18 protein-coding genes are annotated in these 18,116 nt (G+C 61.7%); 12 read left to right on the top strand and 6 right to left on the bottom strand.

Features of this window, described 5'->3' with window-relative positions; genetic code table 11:
* Positions 1-101: 101 nt before the first annotated feature.
* The gene (locus ACFOYU_RS09010; RefSeq protein WP_226736502.1) at positions 102-605 is read right to left on the bottom strand and encodes a pyridoxamine 5'-phosphate oxidase family protein; all 504 of its coding nucleotides are present in this window, start codon (positions 603-605) and stop codon (positions 102-104) included.
* 254 nt (positions 606-859) lie between these two features.
* Between ACFOYU_RS09010 and ACFOYU_RS09005 the strand changes: the two genes are divergently transcribed.
* The 3 genes from ACFOYU_RS09005 to ACFOYU_RS08995 are packed head-to-tail and all read left to right on the top strand — an operon-like array spanning position 860 to position 2,895.
* Positions 860-1,987: a P-loop NTPase gene (locus ACFOYU_RS09005; protein WP_377033263.1), complete on the top strand. Its 1,128-nt coding sequence runs from the start codon at positions 860-862 to the stop codon at positions 1,985-1,987.
* Positions 1,987-2,631, top strand: coding sequence for a molybdenum cofactor guanylyltransferase MobA (gene mobA, locus ACFOYU_RS09000; protein WP_377033345.1), 645 nt, complete (start codon positions 1,987-1,989; stop codon positions 2,629-2,631). Before ACFOYU_RS09005 ends, mobA begins: the two co-directional genes overlap by 1 nt.
* Before the next feature lie 42 nt (positions 2,632-2,673).
* The gene (locus tag ACFOYU_RS08995) at positions 2,674-2,895 is read left to right on the top strand and encodes a sulfurtransferase TusA family protein (RefSeq protein WP_226736506.1); all 222 of its coding nucleotides are present in this window, start codon (positions 2,674-2,676) and stop codon (positions 2,893-2,895) included.
* Between the two features lie 54 nt (positions 2,896-2,949).
* Here ACFOYU_RS08995 and ACFOYU_RS08990 read toward each other — a convergent pair whose 3' ends face one another.
* Positions 2,950-3,129 carry a CsbD family protein gene (locus ACFOYU_RS08990; RefSeq protein WP_226736508.1) on the bottom strand — a complete coding sequence of 60 codons (180 nt, stop codon included), beginning with the start codon at positions 3,127-3,129 and terminating at the stop codon, positions 2,950-2,952.
* Positions 3,130-3,478: 349 nt separating this feature from the next.
* Here ACFOYU_RS08990 and ACFOYU_RS08985 point away from each other — a divergent pair, with 349 nt between their 5' ends.
* Positions 3,479-4,258 carry a sensor histidine kinase KdpD gene (locus ACFOYU_RS08985; RefSeq protein WP_226736510.1) on the top strand — a complete coding sequence of 260 codons (780 nt, stop codon included), beginning with the start codon at positions 3,479-3,481 and terminating at the stop codon, positions 4,256-4,258.
* A gap of 34 nt (positions 4,259-4,292) precedes the next feature.
* Here the strand turns inward: ACFOYU_RS08985 and ACFOYU_RS08980 are convergent, their stop codons facing one another.
* Entirely contained in the window at positions 4,293-5,543 is a 1,251-nt protein-coding gene (locus ACFOYU_RS08980; RefSeq protein ID WP_377033262.1) for a glycerate kinase, read from the bottom strand.
* A gap of 34 nt (positions 5,544-5,577) precedes the next feature.
* Entirely contained in the window at positions 5,578-6,621 is a 1,044-nt protein-coding gene (locus tag ACFOYU_RS08975; RefSeq protein ID WP_377033261.1) for an aldose epimerase family protein, read from the bottom strand.
* 222 nt (positions 6,622-6,843) lie between these two features.
* On the opposite strand from ACFOYU_RS08975, the gene ACFOYU_RS08970 reads away from it, so the two are divergent.
* Together ACFOYU_RS08970 and ACFOYU_RS08965 are read left to right on the top strand one after the other, a co-directional pair.
* Positions 6,844-7,656 (top strand): HAD family hydrolase, encoded by an 813-nt coding sequence (locus ACFOYU_RS08970; RefSeq protein ID WP_377033260.1) that lies wholly within the window; start codon positions 6,844-6,846, stop codon positions 7,654-7,656.
* Between the two features lie 53 nt (positions 7,657-7,709).
* Entirely contained in the window at positions 7,710-8,552 is an 843-nt protein-coding gene (locus ACFOYU_RS08965; protein ID WP_377033259.1) for an endonuclease/exonuclease/phosphatase family protein, read from the top strand.
* Between the two features lie 66 nt (positions 8,553-8,618).
* On the opposite strand, the gene ACFOYU_RS08960 is transcribed toward ACFOYU_RS08965, so the two are convergent.
* Positions 8,619-10,106, bottom strand: a complete 1,488-nt coding sequence (locus tag ACFOYU_RS08960; RefSeq protein ID WP_377033258.1) for an NAD-dependent succinate-semialdehyde dehydrogenase — start codon at positions 10,104-10,106, stop codon at positions 8,619-8,621.
* A gap of 330 nt (positions 10,107-10,436) precedes the next feature.
* On the opposite strand from ACFOYU_RS08960, the gene ACFOYU_RS08955 reads away from it, so the two are divergent.
* The 6 genes from ACFOYU_RS08955 to ACFOYU_RS08930 all read left to right on the top strand — a co-directional run bounded on the left by ACFOYU_RS08955 (position 10,437) and on the right by ACFOYU_RS08930 (position 16,813).
* Complete coding sequence (locus ACFOYU_RS08955; RefSeq protein ID WP_226736521.1) at positions 10,437-11,648, top strand: ABC transporter substrate-binding protein; 1,212 nt, start codon at positions 10,437-10,439, stop codon at positions 11,646-11,648.
* 134 nt (positions 11,649-11,782) lie between these two features.
* A complete protein-coding gene (locus tag ACFOYU_RS08950) occupies positions 11,783-12,541 on the top strand; it encodes an ABC transporter ATP-binding protein (protein ID WP_226736523.1) in 759 nt (252 codons plus the stop codon).
* Positions 12,534-13,241, top strand: coding sequence for an ABC transporter ATP-binding protein (locus ACFOYU_RS08945; protein ID WP_226736525.1), 708 nt, complete (start codon positions 12,534-12,536; stop codon positions 13,239-13,241). Before ACFOYU_RS08950 ends, ACFOYU_RS08945 begins: the two co-directional genes overlap by 8 nt.
* Positions 13,242-13,248: 7 nt before the next feature.
* The gene (locus tag ACFOYU_RS08940) at positions 13,249-14,136 is read left to right on the top strand and encodes a branched-chain amino acid ABC transporter permease (RefSeq protein WP_226736526.1); all 888 of its coding nucleotides are present in this window, start codon (positions 13,249-13,251) and stop codon (positions 14,134-14,136) included.
* A gap of 4 nt (positions 14,137-14,140) precedes the next feature.
* A complete protein-coding gene (locus ACFOYU_RS08935) occupies positions 14,141-15,106 on the top strand; it encodes a branched-chain amino acid ABC transporter permease (protein ID WP_226736528.1) in 966 nt (321 codons plus the stop codon).
* Between the two features lie 66 nt (positions 15,107-15,172).
* On the top strand, positions 15,173-16,813 hold the full coding sequence (locus ACFOYU_RS08930; protein ID WP_377033257.1) for a GMC family oxidoreductase: 1,641 nt from the start codon (positions 15,173-15,175) through the stop codon (positions 16,811-16,813).
* Here the strand turns inward: ACFOYU_RS08930 and ACFOYU_RS08925 are convergent.
* On the bottom strand, positions 16,810-17,901 hold the full coding sequence (locus ACFOYU_RS08925; protein ID WP_377033256.1) for a mannose-1-phosphate guanylyltransferase/mannose-6-phosphate isomerase: 1,092 nt from the start codon (positions 17,899-17,901) through the stop codon (positions 16,810-16,812). The genes ACFOYU_RS08930 and ACFOYU_RS08925 overlap by 4 nt on opposite strands.
* Between the last annotated feature and the right edge of the window lie 215 nt (positions 17,902-18,116).

Below are 18,116 nucleotides of genomic sequence, written 5' to 3'. Positions count from 1 at the left end.
TCTACTGATTCCACTATACTTAAGCTTATGAAACGACGAAAGACTGAAATGAAAAGGGGCCGCGAGGCGGCCCCAGTTCTTTCGAGATCTATCTACCGATATCAGCGCAGATTGACTTTCGCCTGATCGCCCGGATCCGGCTGCTGGCCGGTTACGGCAGCTTTGGCGTAGCCATACAGGTGAACCAGGGTGGACGAGGGGCTGTCCCAGTACTCGCCCTTGACCGGGTGGACGCGGATCAGGGCGATCTGCGGGTCGTCGACACCTTCCGGAAACCACGCCCGCAGGGGCTCCGACCACTTTTCCTCGATCTTCGCGCGGTCCCGGACGACCTCCGCTTTCCCCGACACGGAGACGTAGGTCTGACTGCTCGGGTCGGAATAGGCGAGATTGACCTCGTTGTCCCGGGAGACTTCCGTGATCTTGGGAGACTGGATCTGCGTGAAGAACCAGAGATCTCCATGCTCGTCGGCTTCCTGGCTGTGCATGGGCCGGCTGTGGAGAGTGCCGTCGGTATCGACGGTGGTCATCATGGCGATCTTCACGTCCTTGATCAGCTCGTAGAGCTTCTTCGCGTTGGGATCGTTATGGCCGTGTTGGTGCATCTTTGTCTCCTCGATCTCGTCACAGGCCCTCGGGACGGCAGCAGCGGATTGGGGAATTCCACTTAGCCCCGCCAGGCAACGGCGTGGGCCGCCGGCCGGATCAGACCGACTTCCAAGGGACACGGTGAACAACGGACAAGGTGCGCTTTGGTTCGGGATATCGTGCACGCGTGAACGCTTATGCCTTAACGCAGGAGTGCACAGGCTATACATGACGGGCAGACATCCCGAGATCCGGTGCAGGAGGCTCCATCGTGGCAATTACCCGTGAACATGTGCTTCAGGCGCTCTCGACCATTCCTGTCGATGCGGGCGGGACGAGCCTGGTGGCTTCCGGCCGCCTGTCCGACATCGTGGTCGACGATGCGGCTCGCGTCATGTTCTCGATCGCGATCGACCCGTCCGAGGCGGCCGGCATGGAACGGGTGCGCCAGGCCGCGGAGGCCGCCGTTCAGGGACTTCCCGGGGTGAAAGGCGTCTTCGCCAGCCTTACCGCGGACCGCCCTGGCGGCGCTGGAGCGGGAACTCCCTCCGCCGCGGCGCCCCGGCGTCCTCAGGCGGCCGCCCAACCCAGGACGCAACGCATCCCGGGCGTCAAGCATGTGATTGCCGTCGCCTCTGGAAAAGGGGGCGTGGGCAAGTCCACCACCGCCTGCAATCTGGCGCTCGGGCTCAAGGCTCTCGGGCTGAAGGTGGGCCTTCTGGATGCGGACATCTATGGCCCTTCCATGCCGAAGCTGTTCGGCGTTCACGGAAAGCCGCAGCTCCTGGAGGGCCGCATCCTCGAACCGATGGAAGCCTATGGCATCAAGCTGATGTCGATCGGCTTCCTGGTCGACGAGGAGGCGGCCATGATCTGGCGCGGCCCCATGGTGATGTCGGCGATCACGCAGATGCTGCGCGAGGTCGCCTGGGACGATCTGGACGTGCTCGTGGTCGACATGCCCCCCGGCACCGGGGATGCGCAACTGACCATGGCGCAGGCGACCCCTCTGGCCGGCGCGGTGATCGTGTCCACCCCGCAGGACCTGGCCCTGATCGACGCCAGGCGTGGCGTTTCCATGTTCAAGCGGGTCGAGATCCCCATCCTCGGCATCGTGGAGAACATGGCCACCTTCGTGTGCCCCCATTGCGGGCAGAGTTCGCACATCTTCGGCCACGGAGGGGCGCGATCGGAGGCCGAGCGTCTGGGCGTACCCTTCCTGGGCGAAGTGCCGCTCAACATGTCGATCCGCGAATTGTCCGATGCGGGACGCCCCGTGGTCGCGACCGATCCCGAAGGCCCGCACGCCAGGATCTACAAAGACATGGCGGGACAGATCTGGGCGGCGCTGTCCGGCGGCGCCCCGGCGAGGCCGGCTCCCCGCATCGTCATCGAGTGATGGCGGAGGGCGTGCCGCAGGTCTATCCCCCGACTCTCGGTGTCGTCCTGGCCGGAGGCCTCGCACGGCGAATGGAGGGCGCTGACAAGTCGCTTCAACTGCTCCGGGGCCGCCCTCTCCTGAACCATGTGCTTGAACGCCTCAGCCCCCAATGCGATGAGGTCGTCATCAATGCGAACGGTAACCCTGAACGCTTCGAGAGACTGGGTCGGCCGGTCGTGCCGGACCCGGTCCCCGGCAATCCGGGCCCGCTTGCCGGCCTCCTGGCCGCCCTCGAATGGGCGGCAACCGCCAAGCCTGGAATTGAATGGGTGGCAAGCGTCCCCTGCGACACGCCCTTCATACCGGAAGACCTCGTGTCACGCCTGCACCAAGCGCGGGCCGCAGCCGGCACCTCCATTGCCTGGGCCTCATCCGGACCACGCACCCACTACGCTGTCGGATTGTGGCCCGTGGACCTGCGGGAGGATCTCCGCGACGCCCTCGTCGCCAGGAAGCTGCAGAGCATACGAGAATGGGCGGGCACGCATGGTGCAGCCCGCGCCGAGTGGAACATCGAAGCGGCCGACCCATTCTTCAACATCAACACTGCAGCCGATCTCGCAGAGGCAGAGCGAGTTGTCGGGGATGCGGACAGCCGCTAGAACGCCCCGTCGCCGTCTACGTAGCGGCCACCGAGGTTCCGCATGATAGAACTCGATCTTTCAGGCCTGAAATGTCCGCTCCCGGTTCTGCGAACCCGCAAGGCCCTCCGCGGGCTGCAGCCCGGCGAGAAGCTCCTCGTCGTGGCCACGGATCCTCTGTCGTCCATCGATCTGCCCAACCTTGTCCGAGAGACGGGTGACATTATCGAAGATCAGAGACAGGACGGCCCCAGCTTGGTCTTCCTGATCCGTAAGGAGGCCTGAGAACGCAAAAGGCCCAGCCTGAAGCCGGGCCTATCCGCAGATTGATCCGCCGGATCAATCGTTGTTCTGGCGGAAGGAATCCTTGATGCCGCCGATGGTGTTCTGGATCTTGCCTTCGGCCTTATCCATCTTGCCCTCGGATTCCATCTTGGAATCGCCCGTGGCCTTGCCGAGACCTTCCTTCATCTTGCCCTTGACGTTCTTCATGCTGCCTTCGACGCGATCGTTATCCATCATCATTCTCCTCAAATAGTCGAAGCACCCGAAGGGGAACGTTTGAGAAGAGCAAGGGTTTCGGAAAACTATCGGTAGAGAAAATCACGCCACTTCGCCTACGAGGCGAGCCGATTACATCCCTTTCCGCCTGGCCGGCACCCAAAAAGCGCAACAGTTACAACAGATAAGGACCAGCGCTACTTCCGGCAGCGTTCCGCTCGCTACAGACAAGCTGGGGAGGCTGGCACCTCTCGCTCCTCGACCTCAGGCGCGTGCCCTCCCGCACCTGTCGTCTCGTAGGCTCTACACAAACCGAGGGAGCGACATAAAAACGTTATATCCTTATGTAACGTTGAGCCCTGATCCCTTGCCCGAGTCCAAGACGCCCCCTGAGAAGCACCCGCGACCGAACAAGACGCCCCCCGGCAACGAAGCTCGGCGGGACCCCTCCCGGCATCTCGACCGCATGTCCCTGCTCGCGCACCAGCTCATGACTCCGCTATCGACAATCTCCACGCTCGCCCAGGGCCTGATGAGGCGGGCCAACCGCCTCAGCACGGAGGACGTTCAGGAGCGGTCGGAAAAGATCTGGCGTGCAAGCCTGCGCCTCCAAGAATTGATCGAAACGATCATGTCCTATACCCGGATCAATTCGGGGGCCCTGACACCCAGTCTCAACCTGTTCAACCTCGAGAACCTCGTGCGGCGGGTCTGCCAGGAGCATCGCAACCAGGAGCTGAGCAGACCCTTTCAAACCGACCTTCAGGACCTTCCCGACGTCTTCGTCGGCGATCCGGTCCTTCTGGAGCAGGCGCTCGCCATCATTCTGTCGAACGCCATGAAGTACTCGCCGGTGGACTGCCCGATCATCGTCAGGAGCCGCAAGCGCGACGGAAACATCATGATTGAGGTCACCGACCAGGGGATGGGCGTTCCGGAAGGGGATCTCCCCTACCTCATGCAGCCCTTTTTCCGGGGGCGGAACGTCAAGCACATGCCCGGAACAGGGCTGGGACTGAGTCTCGTTTGGCACATTCTCAAGCTGCACGGGGGAAGCGTGAGGCTCGACAGCAAGGAGGGAGCAGGAACGACCGTTGCTCTCATCCTCCCCGACGGGTCTCCCGTTGATCTCGGCGCCGACATATGAAGCAAAGTCGGAAGGACGCTCCGCAACCCTCCTGCTAGCGAATGAGGATGGCCCGAAAATCATTCACATTCGTAAGCGTCGGCCCCGTCACCACAAGCCGCTCGAGCCGTTCGAACGCGGTGTAAGCATCATTGCCCGCAAGAAGGGATGTCAGATCGATCCCTTTCTCCCGCGCAATCGGGAGGAGGGATGCGTCGAACCACGCTCCGGCATTGTCTTCCGATCCGTCGATCCCATCCGTATCGCATGCCATCGCTGACACGCTCCATTCTCCCTTCAGCGCAAGCGCCAGAGCCAGCAGGAACTCGGCGTTGCGCCCGCCCCGCCCCTGGCCGCGGACCGTCACCGTCGTCTCTCCGCCCGAGAGGAGAACGCAGGGGCGAGCAATCGGCTCATCGTGCTGCAGGACGGAATGCGCGATGCCCGCCATCACGCGCCCCACCTCCCGCGCCTCCCCCTCTATGGCATCTCCGAGCACAAGGGGATTGAGCCCGAATTCGCGCGCCTTCGCCGCTGCAGCGTCCAGGGCCATCTTCGGCGTGGCAAGCATGTGCACCGGGCCGCCTGCGGCAGGACGATGCACCGCATTGGCCTTGATGGCTGCGGCTATGTGCGGCGGTACATCGATGTCGTATTTGCGCAGGATCGAAAGAGCCGTTTCGGGATCGACTGTCTCGGGAATGGTCGGCCCCGAACCGATGCTGGACGGATCGTCTCCCGGTACGTCGGAGATCAGGTACGTCACGAGTTGCGCCCTGCCGGCGCTTGCCGCAAGCCGCCCTCCCTTGATGGCCGAAAGGGACTTGCGCACCAGGTTCATCTCGCCGATGGGGGCGCCCGACTTCAGGAGCGCCCGGTTCAGCGCCTGCTTGTCGGCAAGCGTCACCCCCTCTGCCGGGAGAGAAAGGAGCGCCGAGGCCCCGCCAGAGACGAGAGCGACCACGAGATCCTCGGGGCCGGCATTCTCGGCAAGCTGCAGAATGCGTCCTGCAGCATTCAGTCCCGCCTCGTCCGGGACCGGATGAGAGGCCTCGACGACCTCGATGGAGGTGGTCGGCACCGCGTGCCCGTATCGCGTGACGACCAATCCCTCGCAGCCTGCTCCCGTGCGAGTCCAGGCCTGCTCGAAGGCCGCAGCCATGCGTGCGGACGCCTTTCCTGCCCCGACGACGATGGTTCGCCCCTTCGGCTTCGGCGGCAGCCGACCGTCGAACTTCCCGTCCGGTAGTGCAGCGCTCAGTGCCGCCTTGAACAGCGCATGGAGGATCTCGGAATCGTTCGGCATGGCGTTCCTTTGCAGGGCTTTCATCGGGAGGAAATCAGGACGTGAAGAACGGCACGCGCATGACATGCCGATAGGTCTCGCCCGGCCTGAGGATGGCATTGGGAAAATGCGGCTCGTTGGGAGAGTTGGGATAGACCTGCGTCTCGAGCGCGAACCCGGCATGCTTGCCGTAGACGGCCCCGCCCTTCCCGATCGCAGGCGTCTTCTCGAAGTGATTGGCGGTGTAGAACTGGACGCCGGGTCGATCCGTCCAGATCTCCAATCCTCGCCCAGTACCCGGGTCTACGGCACGCGCTGCACGGCGAAGTTTTCCGTTCTCCCCCCGGAGACAGAAGTTGTGATCGTAACCGGCCTCGGGCAACTGGGATGTGTCGTCGATGGCCAGGCCGATCGGCCTTTCATTCCTGAAGTCGAACGCCGTACCGGCTACGGGGGCAATCTCGCCGGTCGGGATCTTGCCGGGACCCACTGGCGTGTAGTGGTCGGCCTCGATGAGGAGATGCTGATCGCGGATGCTGCCTGAGCTGTGGCCTGCCAGATTCCAATAGCCATGGTAGACCAAGTTGATGATCGTCGGCCGATCGGTCGTCGCCTCCAGGACGATCTCCAGGGCAGGCTCATCGGTCAGGCGGTAGGTGACGGATGCGGCCACGCGTCCGGGATAACCCTCGTCCCCGTCCGGGCTGTCCAAGGTCAGGCGAATTGCATTGCCTTCCGTGTCAGGCTCCGCAGTCCAGATCTGCTTGTTGAACCCTCGGAACCCGCCGTGGATGTGATTGGGAGCTTCGTTGACGGAGAGCGAGTACAGTTCCCCATCAAGCGGGAACCGCCCCAGGGCGATCCTGTTGGCGTAGCGCCCGCAGATAGCGCCGGCGGAGCCGCGATACTGGAGGTAGGACGGCAGATCATCATAGCCGAGCACAACGTCGTCCATGCGGCCGGTACGATCTGGAACGTGCAGTTCGCTGAGGATTGCCCCGTAGGTGATGACGCGCGCACGCAGAACACCGCTCTCAAGCCGGTAGGCCTCGACAGGCCGCCCCTCGATGGCGCCGAACACCGTCCTTTCAATCCCCATATCCCTGTCCTTGTACGCTGCCGAAAACCCGAAACGTCTCGTGATCCTGACCATATAAGCACCAGGGCCGGAGAAAATCGACTTGGTCCCGACAACCCTGCTTGATCTGCCGAAACCCGCCTTCTACGTTCGCGGCAAATCTCGGAATTCCCGTTCAGGATGCCTATCTATGCGCAAGTTGCTCCCCTTCTGCCACGTCTCCGGATCCAAAGGGGCCGAGCGTTGAAACCCCTCTCGCAGTTTCCGCTCGAGCAGGCGCGCGCCGTCCGTGTCGTCCTGACGGATATCGACGATACGATCACGACGGAAGGAGTGCTGACGGCCTCCGCCTACGGCGCGCTCGAGGCGCTGCACCGTGCAGGCTTCACGGTCGTGCCCGTGACGGGACGGCCGGCGGGCTGGTGCGATCATATCGCCCGCATGTGGCCGGTGGATGCCGTGGTCGGCGAGAACGGCGCGTTCTATTTCAGATACGACCGTCACCGGAAGAAGATGCACCAGCACTTCTGGGCTCAGCCGCAGGAACTGAAGCAGAACCGTGTCCGGTTGAGCGAGATCGAACGGGAGGTCCTCACTACGGTTCCCGGCTCCGCCCTTGCCAGCGACCAGGCCTATCGGGTGGCCGATCTCGCCATCGACTTTTGCGAGGATGTACCGGCCCTGCCGGAAACGGAAGTGGACAGGATCGTCGCCATCTTCGAAAGGGCCGGGGCACAGGCGAAGGTCAGTTCCATTCATGTCAACGGTTGGTTCGGGGCCTATGACAAGCTCAGCATGGCAAAGACTCTCTTGGCCGAGGTTTTCGGCATCGGCTGGCACGAGGCACAGGAAAGCGTGGTCTTTGCAGGGGATTCGCCCAACGACGAGCCCATGTTCGCAGCCTTTCCCCTGAGCGTTGGGGTCGCCAACGTCCACACCTTCGCGCATCGACTGAAGAACAAGCCCGCCTACATCACGCAAGGACATTCGGGCGACGGCTTTGCCGAACTCGCAGCCTTCCTGCTGCAGGCCAAGCAGCGGAAAGACTCCGCCTGAATGCTTGCAGGAGGTGCGAAATAAATCGAAGCCGCAATCGCAGGATGGTTCTGATGAAACTCGTGACCTGGAATATTCAATGGGGCCTGGGCTGCGATGGCAAAGTCGATCTGAGCCGGATCGTCGCTACGGCGCGCTCGCTCTGCGATGCGGATGTGTTCTGCTTTCAGGAGATCTCGCGTGGCTTCCCATCTCAGGACGGGGGCGAGGACCAGCCCGGGATCTTGGCGGACCTCCTTCCCGGCTACACTCCCGTCTTCCGTCCTGCGGTCGAGATGTTCGACAAGAACGGCGTTCCCCAGGTCTTCGGCAATATGATCCTCTCGCGCCTGCCGGTGCTGCAGGTCACCAGTCACATGCTGCCGTGGCCTGCGGACGAGGTCAGGAGCATGCAGCGTCAGGCATTGGAAGTCACCGTTGCCGCTAAGTCAGGCCCGGTCCGGATCACGACATGCCATTTGGAGTTCCACTCCACGGCCCAACGGGCCGCGCAGGTGGAGCGGATGAGGGAGCTGCATGCCGAGAGCACGCGGAGAGATCGGTTGTCGTTCCGCGACACCTCAAGCGGCCCCTACCGCACGCTTGCGGCGCCCGTCGGGGCGATCATCTGCGGCGACTTCAATCTGGTCCCGGAAGACGATCTCTATGCCCGCATGCAGATGCCGATCGCAGCGGATATTTCTTCCTTCGTCGATGCCTGGACCGTCCGCCACGGAAACGCCCCGCATGCTCCGACGGCCGGCGTGGGCGACGCCCAGCAATGGCCTCAAGGACCCCATTGCCGCGACTTCATCTTCGTTTCCGAGGACATCGCCGATCAGATCGCCGATGTCCGCGTCGATGTGGAGACGACGGCCTCCGACCATCAGCCTATCGCGATGACGCTGGCGGAGTGAGCATCGGGAGCGCCTCCACCCAGAATTGAAAGGCCCGGTGGATCGCTCCACCGGGCCCCTCATGGCTCAAATGCCGCTCAGGCAGATGTACTTGAGTTCGAGGAACCCTTCGATCCCGTACCTGGAGCCCTCACGCCCCAGGCCGGACTGTTTCACACCGCCGAAGGGCGCCATCTCATTGGCGATGAGCCCCGTGTTGACGCCGACCATGCCGCTCTCCAACGCCTCTGCGACACGCCAGACCCGCGCCATGTCCTTGGCATAGAAATACGACGCGAGGCCGAATTCCGTGTCGTTGGCCATGGCGATCACGTCCGCCTCATCCTTGAAGCGGATGATGGGCGCCAAGGGTGCGAAGGTCTCCTCCTTGGCCACCTTCATGGACTGGGTGATGCCCGTCATCACGGTCGGCTCGAAGAACGTGCTGCCGAGATCGGACCGCTTGCCGCCGGCAATGAGCTTGCCGCCCTTGGCGAGGGCGTCGGCCACATGCTCCTCCATCTTGGCGACGGCGCGATCGTCGATGAGGGGGCCCATGCTCACGCCGGTCTCCGTGCCGCGCCCCAGCCGCAACTCCTTCGCCTTGGCGACCAGCTTCTCGGCAAAGGCGTCCGCCACGCCCTCCTGCACATAGATTCGGTTGGCGCAGACGCAGGTCTGACCCGCATTGCGGAACTTCGAGATCATCGCCCCCTCGACCGCCGCATCGAGATCGGCATCGTCGAAGACGATGAACGGCGCATTTCCGCCGAGTTCCAGCGACAGGCGCTTGATGCTGTCTCCGGCCTCCTTCATCAGCCAGCGGCCCACATTGGTCGAGCCCGTGAACGTGATCTTGGCGACCTTCGGATTATGGCAGAATTCCTTGCCGATCGGCTGAGCGTCGCCCGTCACAACGGAAAAGGCTCCCTTCGGGACCCCCGCCCGCTCCGCCAGGACGGCGAGCGCGAAGGCCGAGAGCGGTGTCTGTGCAGCCGGTTTGAGGACCATGGTGCAACCGGCGGCCAGAGCGGGACCAGCCTTGCGGGTGATCATGCCGTTAGGGAAGTTCCAGGGCGTGATCGCAGCGCAGACGCCGACGGGCTGCTTCAGGACGACGATGCGCTGATCGCCACGCGCCTGAGGAATAATGTCGCCGTTGATACGTTTGGCCTCTTCGGCAAACCACTCGATATAGGCTGCATTGGAAACCACCTCGCCCTTGGCTTCGGCCAGCGGCTTGCCCTGCTCCGTGGTGAGAATGAGGGCCAGATCGTCCGCATTGGCCATGATGAGATCGTACCAGCGCTTGAGAACCTGGCTGCGCTCCTTGGCCGTGCGGGCGGCCCATTCCTTCTGCACCTCATGGGCTTTGTCGATGGCGCGGCGGGCCGCCTCGGGGCCGAGATCGGGCACCTCGGCGATCAGGGCTCCGTCGAAGGGGTCCGTGACCGGGATGGTCTTGCCGTCCGGCGCATCGATCCATTCGCCCGCTACATAAGCTTTGCTTACGAGAAGCGAGGGATCCTTCAGATCGAGAACACGACGGTCGACGGGTTTTTGATGAACAGTCATTGGGTGGCTCCACGAAGAGGCCCACAGCAAGGGCGGATGGCGAGATGCCATATAAGCTTTTGAACAAGCCGTGTGAACCGCCGGACAGTACCGAACAGGGCTGATCTGAATGCAATGGCTACCCCATGGTCGCAGAATGACCCGGCTCAGGCTCGCCCCGCAGGCTCGGACCGGGTCCGGCGTGCGACTTTAGGATGAACCTCCGCCTTATTCCTCAGCGGGATAGGTCGCCTATCTTCCTTGACCATCTTCGATCGTGGCTCCACGATACCGCCATAACAAGAAGGCTCGGCACGCATGAGCCTTCCAAGAGTGAAAGGGAAGGAAGCAATGAAAGTTCTCAAGAAGGTTCTGTTCGCCCTAAGCTGCACCGTACTGGCTTCATCGGCCTATGCGCAGCAGCAGGTATCAAACGGCGTCGTCAAGATCGGCATCCTGAACGATCAATCGGGTGTCTATGCCGATTTCGGAGGAAAGTACTCCGTCGAGGCCGCGCGCATGGCGGTGCAGGATTTCGGCGGAAAGGTTCTGGGCGCTCCGATCGAGATCGTCAGCGCCGACCATCAGAACAAGCCGGACGTGGCCGCCAGCATCGCGCGGCAATGGTATGACGCCGAGAACGTCGACGCCATCATGGAGCTGACGACTTCGTCCGTGGCTCTCGCGGTTCAGGGCCTCTCAAAGGACAAGAAAAAAATCAACATCGTCACCGGCGCCGCAACCACCGACCTGACCGGTAAGCAATGTTCCCCCTACGGCTTCCACTGGGCCTATGATACGCACGCCCTGGCCGTCGGCACCGGCGGAGCGCTGGTGGAAAATGGCGGCAACAAATGGTTCTTCCTGACGGCCGACTACGCCTTCGGCTACTCCCTCGAAAACGAAACCTCGAAGTTCGTGAAATCCAAGGGCGGCGAGGTTCTCGGGGCCGTGCGGCATCCTTTGAGCGCCAACGACTTCTCGTCGTTCCTGCTCCAGGCGCAGAGTTCCGGCGCCAACGTGGTTGGCATGGCCAATGCCGGCCTCGATACGTCGAACGCGATCAAGCAGGCCGCTGAATTCGGCCTGACGCAGAGCGGTCAGCGCCTCGCGGCGCTCCTCTTCACGTTGGCGGAAGTCCATGGACTCGGCCTCCAGGCGGCCCAGGGCCTGACCCTGACCGAAGGATGGTATTGGGATCAGAGCGACGAGAACCGCGCGTTCGGCAAGAGGTTCATGGAAAAGACCGGCCGCATGCCGAACATGATCCATGTCGGAACCTATTCGGCCGTGCTGCAGTACCTCAAGGCGATTCAGAAGGCCGGAACGGATGCGACGGAGCCGGTCGCCAAAGCCCTGCACGAGATGCCTGTCGAGGACGTGTTCGCCAAGAACGGCAAGGTTCTTCCCAACGGCCGCATGGTCTACGACATGTACCTCTTCCAGGTGAAGAAGCCGGGAGAGAGCAAGAGCGAGTGGGACATGTACACCCAGCTCGCCAAGGTGCCCGGCGACGAGGCCTTCATCAAGGCGGCTGAGAGCGGCTGTCAGCTGACTCAGTAAGGCTTGCGAGACGGCGGGGACGGCATGTCCGTCCCCGCCGTCCGTTTACGGTGCACCGCGCGGCAGGGTTTCTGCCCGGCGCATCGTTCTCATCCACTGTCGCCTATATCTTGCGCGAGATGATCGACCGTACGATGGTCAGTACCCAGCCAATTTTGAGTGCCACCGGCCTCACCATGGAATTTCGCGGCTTTGTCGCCGTGAACAACGTCACCATCGCCGTCAACGAGGGGACGGTGCACGCCCTTATCGGCCCGAACGGAGCCGGCAAGACGACCGTCTTCAACCTGCTGACCAAGTTCCTGACGCCGACCCGAGGGCAAATCACGTTTCGCGGCAGTGACATCACCCCCCTCAAGCCGGCGGAAGTCGCCCGCCTCGGACTTGTCCGGTCATTCCAGATCTCGGCGGTGTTTCCTCATCTGACGGTGCTCGACAACGTCCGCATCGCCCTCCAGCGCCCGTCCAATCTGGCAACCCAGTTCTGGCGCTCGTCCTCAGCCCTGTCGGTCCTGGACGAGCGAGCCATGGCCTTGATCGACGCCGTCGGCCTCGCGAATTACGCCCATTTGCCTGCCGTTGAGCTGTCCTACGGACGCAAGCGTGCACTCGAGATCGCAACAACACTTGCTCTCGACCCTGCCATGTTGCTGCTCGACGAGCCCATGGCCGGCATGGGGCATGAAGATATCGGCCGCATTTCCGATCTGATCCGTCGCATCGCCCGGGACCGGACGGTTCTCATGGTCGAGCACAATCTGAATGTCGTTGCCGATCTATGCGACAGAGTGACGGTTCTGGCGCGAGGCGAGATCCTTGCCGACGGATCCTACGAGACGGTCAGCGCGGACCCGCGTGTGCGCGAAGCTTACATGGGAACCGAGCATGACTGAGGCGCCTCTTCTGGAAGTTCGCGGGCTTAACGCCTGGTACGGCGAGAGCCACGTCCTGCACGGGGTCGACCTCGACATTCGCGAAGGCGAGACGGTGACCCTGCTCGGTCGCAATGGAGCAGGCAAGACCACGACCCTGCGGGCGATCATGGGGATCCTACGGCGGCGGGAGGGGGTCATTCGGCTCCGGGGGCAGGATCTTCTCAATCTGCCGCTCCACCGTGTCGCGCAGTCAGGTCTCGGCTATGTCCCCGAAGAGCGAGGCATTTTTGCCAGTCTCAACGTTGCCGAGAATCTCATGCTGCCCCCTGCGGTGGCGGATAACGGCATGAGCGTCGACGAGATATACCGCCTCTTTCCCAATCTTTATGAGCGCCGCACGAGCCAGGGCACGAAGCTGTCGGGTGGAGAGCAGCAGATGCTGGCCATTGCCCGCATCCTGAGAACAGGCGCGAGGGTCCTGCTCCTCGACGAGCCGACGGAAGGCCTTGCCCCTGTCATCGTGCAGCGCATCGGCGATGTACTGGTCGAGTTGAAGGAACGCGGCATGACGATCTTGCTCGTGGAACAGAACTTTCGTTTCGCCCGCAAGGTGGCCGACCGGTTCTACCTCATGGAGGATGGGCGGATGGTGAACTCCTTCCCGGGCCATCAACTCGACGCGAACATGGATCAGCTCCACGAAGTCCTCGGGGTGTGAACGAAGCATGAGCACAATTTTCGGCATTCCCGCCCCTGCCCTTTACGGGCAGATCCTGATCGGTCTCATCAACGGATCGTTCTATGCTCTTTTAAGCCTTGGCCTGGCCGTGATCTTCGGTCTGCTGCGTGTCATCAACTTCGCCCACGGCGCCCAGTACATGCTCGGCGCCTTCGCCGCGTATCTCCTTCTCAACTATGCGGGCATCGGCTACTGGCCGGCCCTGATTCTCGCCCCCCTGATCGTCGGCGCGGTCGCCGTTGTGATCGAGCGCACCATGTTGAGCCGGCTCTACAGCATCGACCCGCTCTACGGGTTGCTTTTGACATTCGGGCTGGCCCTCATCTTCGAAGGCATGTTCCGCTACTGGTTTGGGGCTGCAGGCAAGCCATACGCACCTCCCGCCCAACTCTCAGGAGGCATCAATCTGGGCTTCATGTTCCTGCCCATCTATCGCGGCTGGGTGGTGGTCGCATCGCTGGTGATTTGCATTGGCACGTGGCTTCTGATCGAGAAGACTCGTCTCGGCGCCTACCTGCGGGCCGCGACGGAGAACGCGACTCTGGTCCAGGCATTCGGCGTGAACGTGCCTCGGCTCCTGACCTTGACCTATGGACTTGGTGCTGGACTTGCCGCTCTCGCAGGCGTGCTTGCGGCTCCCATCTATCAGGTGAGTCCTCTCATGGGCTCGAATCTCATCATCATCGTTTTCGCCGTCGTCGTCGTGGGCGGCATGGGCTCGATCCTCGGAGCCATCGTGACGGGCTACGTGCTGGGCGTCCTCGAGGGTCTCACGAAGGTTTTCTACCCTGAAGCTTCGAGCATCGTGATCTTCGTCATCATGGCCATCGTTCTGCTCGTCAGGCCGGCGGGCCTCTTCGGCCGAGAGGAGTAACATCATGGCTGTCGGAACACAGTATCTTGCCGAGCAGCCCCGGCCCCGGGCTTTATCCGTGGTCTTTGGGGCAGTCGCCATTGCGGCTCTCGTCGCCGCCCCGTTCGCGGTCTATCCCGTTCTCATGATGAACGTGCTGTGCTTTGCGCTCTTCGCCTGCGCGTTCAACCTGCTGATCGGCTATGTCGGTCTGCTGTCGTTCGGCCATGCGACTTTCTTCGGCGGCGCCGCATACTTCACGGCTCACGCCGTCAAGGTTTGGGGCTGGGAGCCTTTGGCCGGAATTCTGCTCGGCGCAGCAGGCGCTGCCGCTCTCGGCCTCATCGTGGGCTTTCTGGCCATTCGCCGGCAGGGCATCTACTTTGCGATGATCACGCTCGCCCTCGGGCAGATGTTTGCCTTCATCTGCCTGCAGGCACCGTTCACCCATGGTGAGGATGGCATCCAGGGCGTTCCTCGCGGACACCTCCTCGGCCTCATCGATCTCAATCAGCCACTGGCCATGTATTACTTTACCCTGGCCGTATTCCTCTTCGGCTTCTTTGCCATCTGGCGCATCGTGCATTCTCCTTTCGGGAACATTCTACAGGCCATCCGGGAGAACGAGAGACGAGCTATTTCTCTCGGCTATCGTGTCGACCGCTACAAGCTCGGCGCCTTCGTCATGTCGGCCGCTCTGGCAGGGCTCGCAGGTGCAACAAAGGCCATTGTCTTCCAGTTCGCGACCTTGACCGATGTCCAATGGCAGATGTCGGGGGAGGTCATCCTCATGACGCTGCTCGGCGGAATCGGAACCTTGATAGGGCCTGCCGTGGGCGCAGGTCTCGTGATTGCCCTGCAGAACTATCTTGCCGCATCGGACTTTCCCGTCACGGTCCTGATCGGCATCATCTTCGTCGTTTGCGTTCTGGTCTTCCGCCGGGGCATCGTCGGCGAAATAATGGCCCTCATGAAACGTAAAACAGGTTAGAATCTCTGGGAATGAGCGGTTGCGGGCCTGCCATTCCACAAAGACCGCCTGCTGTTGAGCTTAGCCATGTCAGCAAACGATTTTTACGATTATGTGATCGTCGGCGCAGGGTCGGCGGGCTGCGTTCTCGCCAACAGGCTATCCAGGGATGCGAGAAATACCGTCTGCCTGCTCGAGGCTGGCGGCAAGGATAACTGGATCTGGTTTCATATTCCCGTCGGCTACCTGTTCGCGATCGGCAATCCTCGCGCGGACTGGATGTTCAAGACAGAGGAAGAGCCCGGATTGAACGGGCGCGCCCTCAACTATCCACGCGGCAAGGTCCTTGGCGGATGCTCGGCCATCAATGCCATGATCTACATGAGAGGGCAGCGCGAGGATTACGACAACTGGCGCCAGATGGGCCTCGAGGGCTGGGGCTGGGACGACGTCAGGGGTATCTTCCGTCGGCACCTGGACCATTATCTCGGCGAAGGAGAGCACCACGGCGCCGGTGGCGAGTGGCGCGTGGATCAGCCGCGCATACGTTGGGAGCTGTTGGATTCCTTTATCGAGGCTGCCGTCGAAGCTGGCATCCCTCGCACGGAAGACTTCAACACAGGAAGCAATGAGGGCGTGGCCTACTTTCACGTGAACCAGAAGAACGGTCGGCGCTGGTCCGCCGCCCGAGGCTTCCTCAGACCGGCGCTCTCACGCCAGAACCTGAAGGTCGAAACACATGCGCATGCCACGCGCATTCTCTTCGAAGGCCGACGGGCTGTCGGTGTCGAGTTTCTCCAGAACGGCCAACTGCGCCAGATCCGGGCAAGGCGCGAGGTCATTCTATCGGCGGGCGCCATTGCCTCGCCTAAACTGCTCCAGCTTTCCGGCATCGGAGACGGTGCCCTGCTGCAGCAAAACGGCATCGAAGTGCTCCATCATCTCCCCGGAGTGGGCGAGAACCTCCAGGACCATCTCCAGCTTCGTCCGATCTACCGCGTCGAGGGAGTCCGAACCCTGAACGAGGATTATCGCTCCTGGGTGAAGAAGGGCTATATGGCACTGGAATACGCGCTGTTTCGGCGGGGCCCGCTGACCATGGCGCCATCGCAGCTTGGCGCCTTCACCCGCTCCTCACCCGATTACGCCACTCCGAACCTCCAATTTCACATTCAGCCCCTGTCGCTCGACAAGTTTGGAGAGGAGCCTCATCCGTTCCCGGCCTTTACGGCGAGCGTCTGCAACCTCCGCCCGACCAGCCGCGGCAGCGTCAAACTCAGGAGCCCGGATCCGTCGGCTCCTCCCTCGATCAGGCCGAACTATCTCGCCACTTTGGAAGATCAGCAGGTTGCTGTCGACGCGCTGCGCCTCGTGCGAAGGATTGTCTCGATGCCAGCTCTGCAAAGATACAACCCTCAGGAATACAGGCCGGGCGCCCATCTGACGACCGACGAAGAACTACTTCATGGCGCGCGCGATATCGGAACCACAATCTTCCATCCAGTCGGTACAGCTAAAATGGGAACGGAGAACGACCCGCTCGCCGTCACAGATTCCCGCCTGCGGGTCCGGGGTATCGAAGGGCTTCGGGTCATCGACGCCTCCGTGATGCCGGCCATCACCAGCGGCAACACGAACTCGCCAACGATGATGATTGCCGAGAAGGGCGCTGCCATGATCCTGGAAGACCAGACTGCACAGAACACGCAGCTCTTGCGGTCCGCTTAGCGCCTGACTTCACCAGGCTTAGACCCCGGGGACAGTTCATGGAGTTCGACGAGCGCCGTGATTTCCTGATCACGTCTCTTGTCCATGATAAGGACGATCTCCTGCGTCGCCACCACTACGAGGTCCTGAATTCCTAGCGCCGCAATCACCGGTCCCTCTGATCGGACATAGCAATTTCGCGTCTCGCACAGAATGGTCTCGCCATGAGCAGCAGTACCGTCCTGGTTCTTCGCACTGGCTTCCCAAAGAGCCGACCACGTCCCGAGATCGCGCCAGCTAAATTGTGCCTCCAGGATAACAGCCCGATCGGTCTTCTCCATGACCGCATGATCGATGGAGAGACTCGGCACTTCGGCATAGGCCTGCACATCGAGACGAAGGCAGCCCTGATCAGTCTCGCAGGATGCAAGTGCGATCTCACATGACCGTAGAAGCCCAGGCTCCAGCCTTTCCATCTCGGCCAGGAATTCACGGACTGGAAGCAGAAAAATGCCGCTGTTCCAGAGGTATTCACCGGAGCGCAGATAGGCCGCTGCTGTCTCCGCATCAGGCTTTTCCTTGAACGCAAGCACCTTGCGAGGGGCGGAACCATCCGTCTGGGATTTGCCAACATGGACATAGCCGAATCCCGTGCTTGGAGCATTGGGTCTTATCCCGAACAGTACGAAAGCGCCTGCTTTGGCGGCCTCTAGCCCTGCTGCTACTGTTGAACGAAACTCATCAATATCGGCAATCGAATGATCCGTAGGCATCAGCAACATGATGCCATCAGGATCTGTCCGGGCAGCAATCATGGCTGCAATGGTAGCCGCTGGAGCAGTATTGCGCCCAGTAGGCTCAAGAATGATCTTTGAGACCGCATTACCTGCCGAACGGATTTGCTCCGCAACAAGAGACTGATGTTTGAGAGAAGCGATGATCAAAGGCGTTTCGAACAGCGACGGGCAACAAACACGCTGAACAGCCTCCTGAAAGGGAGACATTGATCCAATCAGGGGCAGGAACTGCTTGGGCCTCACTCGATCCGACAGAGGCCACAAGCGAGCCCCGACGCCTCCGGAAAGCAGAACCGGGATGATCTTACCCATATTCGCACAGGCACGGCTGCTGCCTGCTCCCTTTGCCCCAGCAGGCCAAAAATGAATCATAGTAACATATCGGCTTGTGCGACGAACTCAAGGGATGGATCGGCCATCCTCAAAAAAGAACTACCGCAGGAGATATCCCCCGTACGACTGGGCAAGAATCTCTAGTTCTCATAAAGTGGAAGAAGGATCTGAAAATCCTGATTTGGCTGGATCAC

The sequence above is a fragment of the Microvirga sp. GCM10011540 genome, from assembly GCF_042650665.1.
In the GTDB taxonomy this organism is placed as follows: domain Bacteria; phylum Pseudomonadota; class Alphaproteobacteria; order Rhizobiales; family Beijerinckiaceae; genus Microvirga; species Microvirga lenta.
This window is presented reverse-complemented; position numbering and strand designations above follow the sequence as displayed.

What these genes read in the sequence shown, in the direction of transcription:
- ACFOYU_RS08935 (WP_226736528.1), top strand. Translation starts at nt 14,141, where the DNA reads ATGGCTGTCGGAACACAGTATCTTGCCGAGCAGCCCCGGCCCCGGGCT.
- ACFOYU_RS08945 (WP_226736525.1), top strand. Translation starts at nt 12,534, where the DNA reads ATGACTGAGGCGCCTCTTCTGGAAGTTCGCGGGCTTAACGCCTGGTAC.
- ACFOYU_RS08940 (WP_226736526.1), top strand. Translation starts at nt 13,249, where the DNA reads ATGAGCACAATTTTCGGCATTCCCGCCCCTGCCCTTTACGGGCAGATC.
- ACFOYU_RS09010 (WP_226736502.1), bottom strand. Translation starts at nt 605, where the DNA reads ATGCACCAACACGGCCATAACGATCCCAACGCGAAGAAGCTCTACGAG.
- ACFOYU_RS08950 (WP_226736523.1), top strand. Translation starts at nt 11,783, where the DNA reads ATGGTCAGTACCCAGCCAATTTTGAGTGCCACCGGCCTCACCATGGAA.
- ACFOYU_RS08930 (WP_377033257.1), top strand. Translation starts at nt 15,173, where the DNA reads ATGTCAGCAAACGATTTTTACGATTATGTGATCGTCGGCGCAGGGTCG.
- ACFOYU_RS08975 (WP_377033261.1), bottom strand. Translation starts at nt 6,621, where the DNA reads ATGGGGATTGAAAGGACGGTGTTCGGCGCCATCGAGGGGCGGCCTGTC.
- ACFOYU_RS08990 (WP_226736508.1), bottom strand. Translation starts at nt 3,129, where the DNA reads ATGGATAACGATCGCGTCGAAGGCAGCATGAAGAACGTCAAGGGCAAG.
- ACFOYU_RS08955 (WP_226736521.1), top strand. Translation starts at nt 10,437, where the DNA reads ATGAAAGTTCTCAAGAAGGTTCTGTTCGCCCTAAGCTGCACCGTACTG.
- mobA (WP_377033345.1), top strand. Translation starts at nt 1,987, where the DNA reads ATGGCGGAGGGCGTGCCGCAGGTCTATCCCCCGACTCTCGGTGTCGTC.
- ACFOYU_RS08960 (WP_377033258.1), bottom strand. Translation starts at nt 10,106, where the DNA reads ATGACTGTTCATCAAAAACCCGTCGACCGTCGTGTTCTCGATCTGAAG.
- ACFOYU_RS08980 (WP_377033262.1), bottom strand. Translation starts at nt 5,543, where the DNA reads ATGCCGAACGATTCCGAGATCCTCCATGCGCTGTTCAAGGCGGCACTG.
- ACFOYU_RS08965 (WP_377033259.1), top strand. Translation starts at nt 7,710, where the DNA reads ATGAAACTCGTGACCTGGAATATTCAATGGGGCCTGGGCTGCGATGGC.
- ACFOYU_RS08925 (WP_377033256.1), bottom strand. Translation starts at nt 17,901, where the DNA reads ATGGGTAAGATCATCCCGGTTCTGCTTTCCGGAGGCGTCGGGGCTCGC.
- ACFOYU_RS08995 (WP_226736506.1), top strand. Translation starts at nt 2,674, where the DNA reads ATGATAGAACTCGATCTTTCAGGCCTGAAATGTCCGCTCCCGGTTCTG.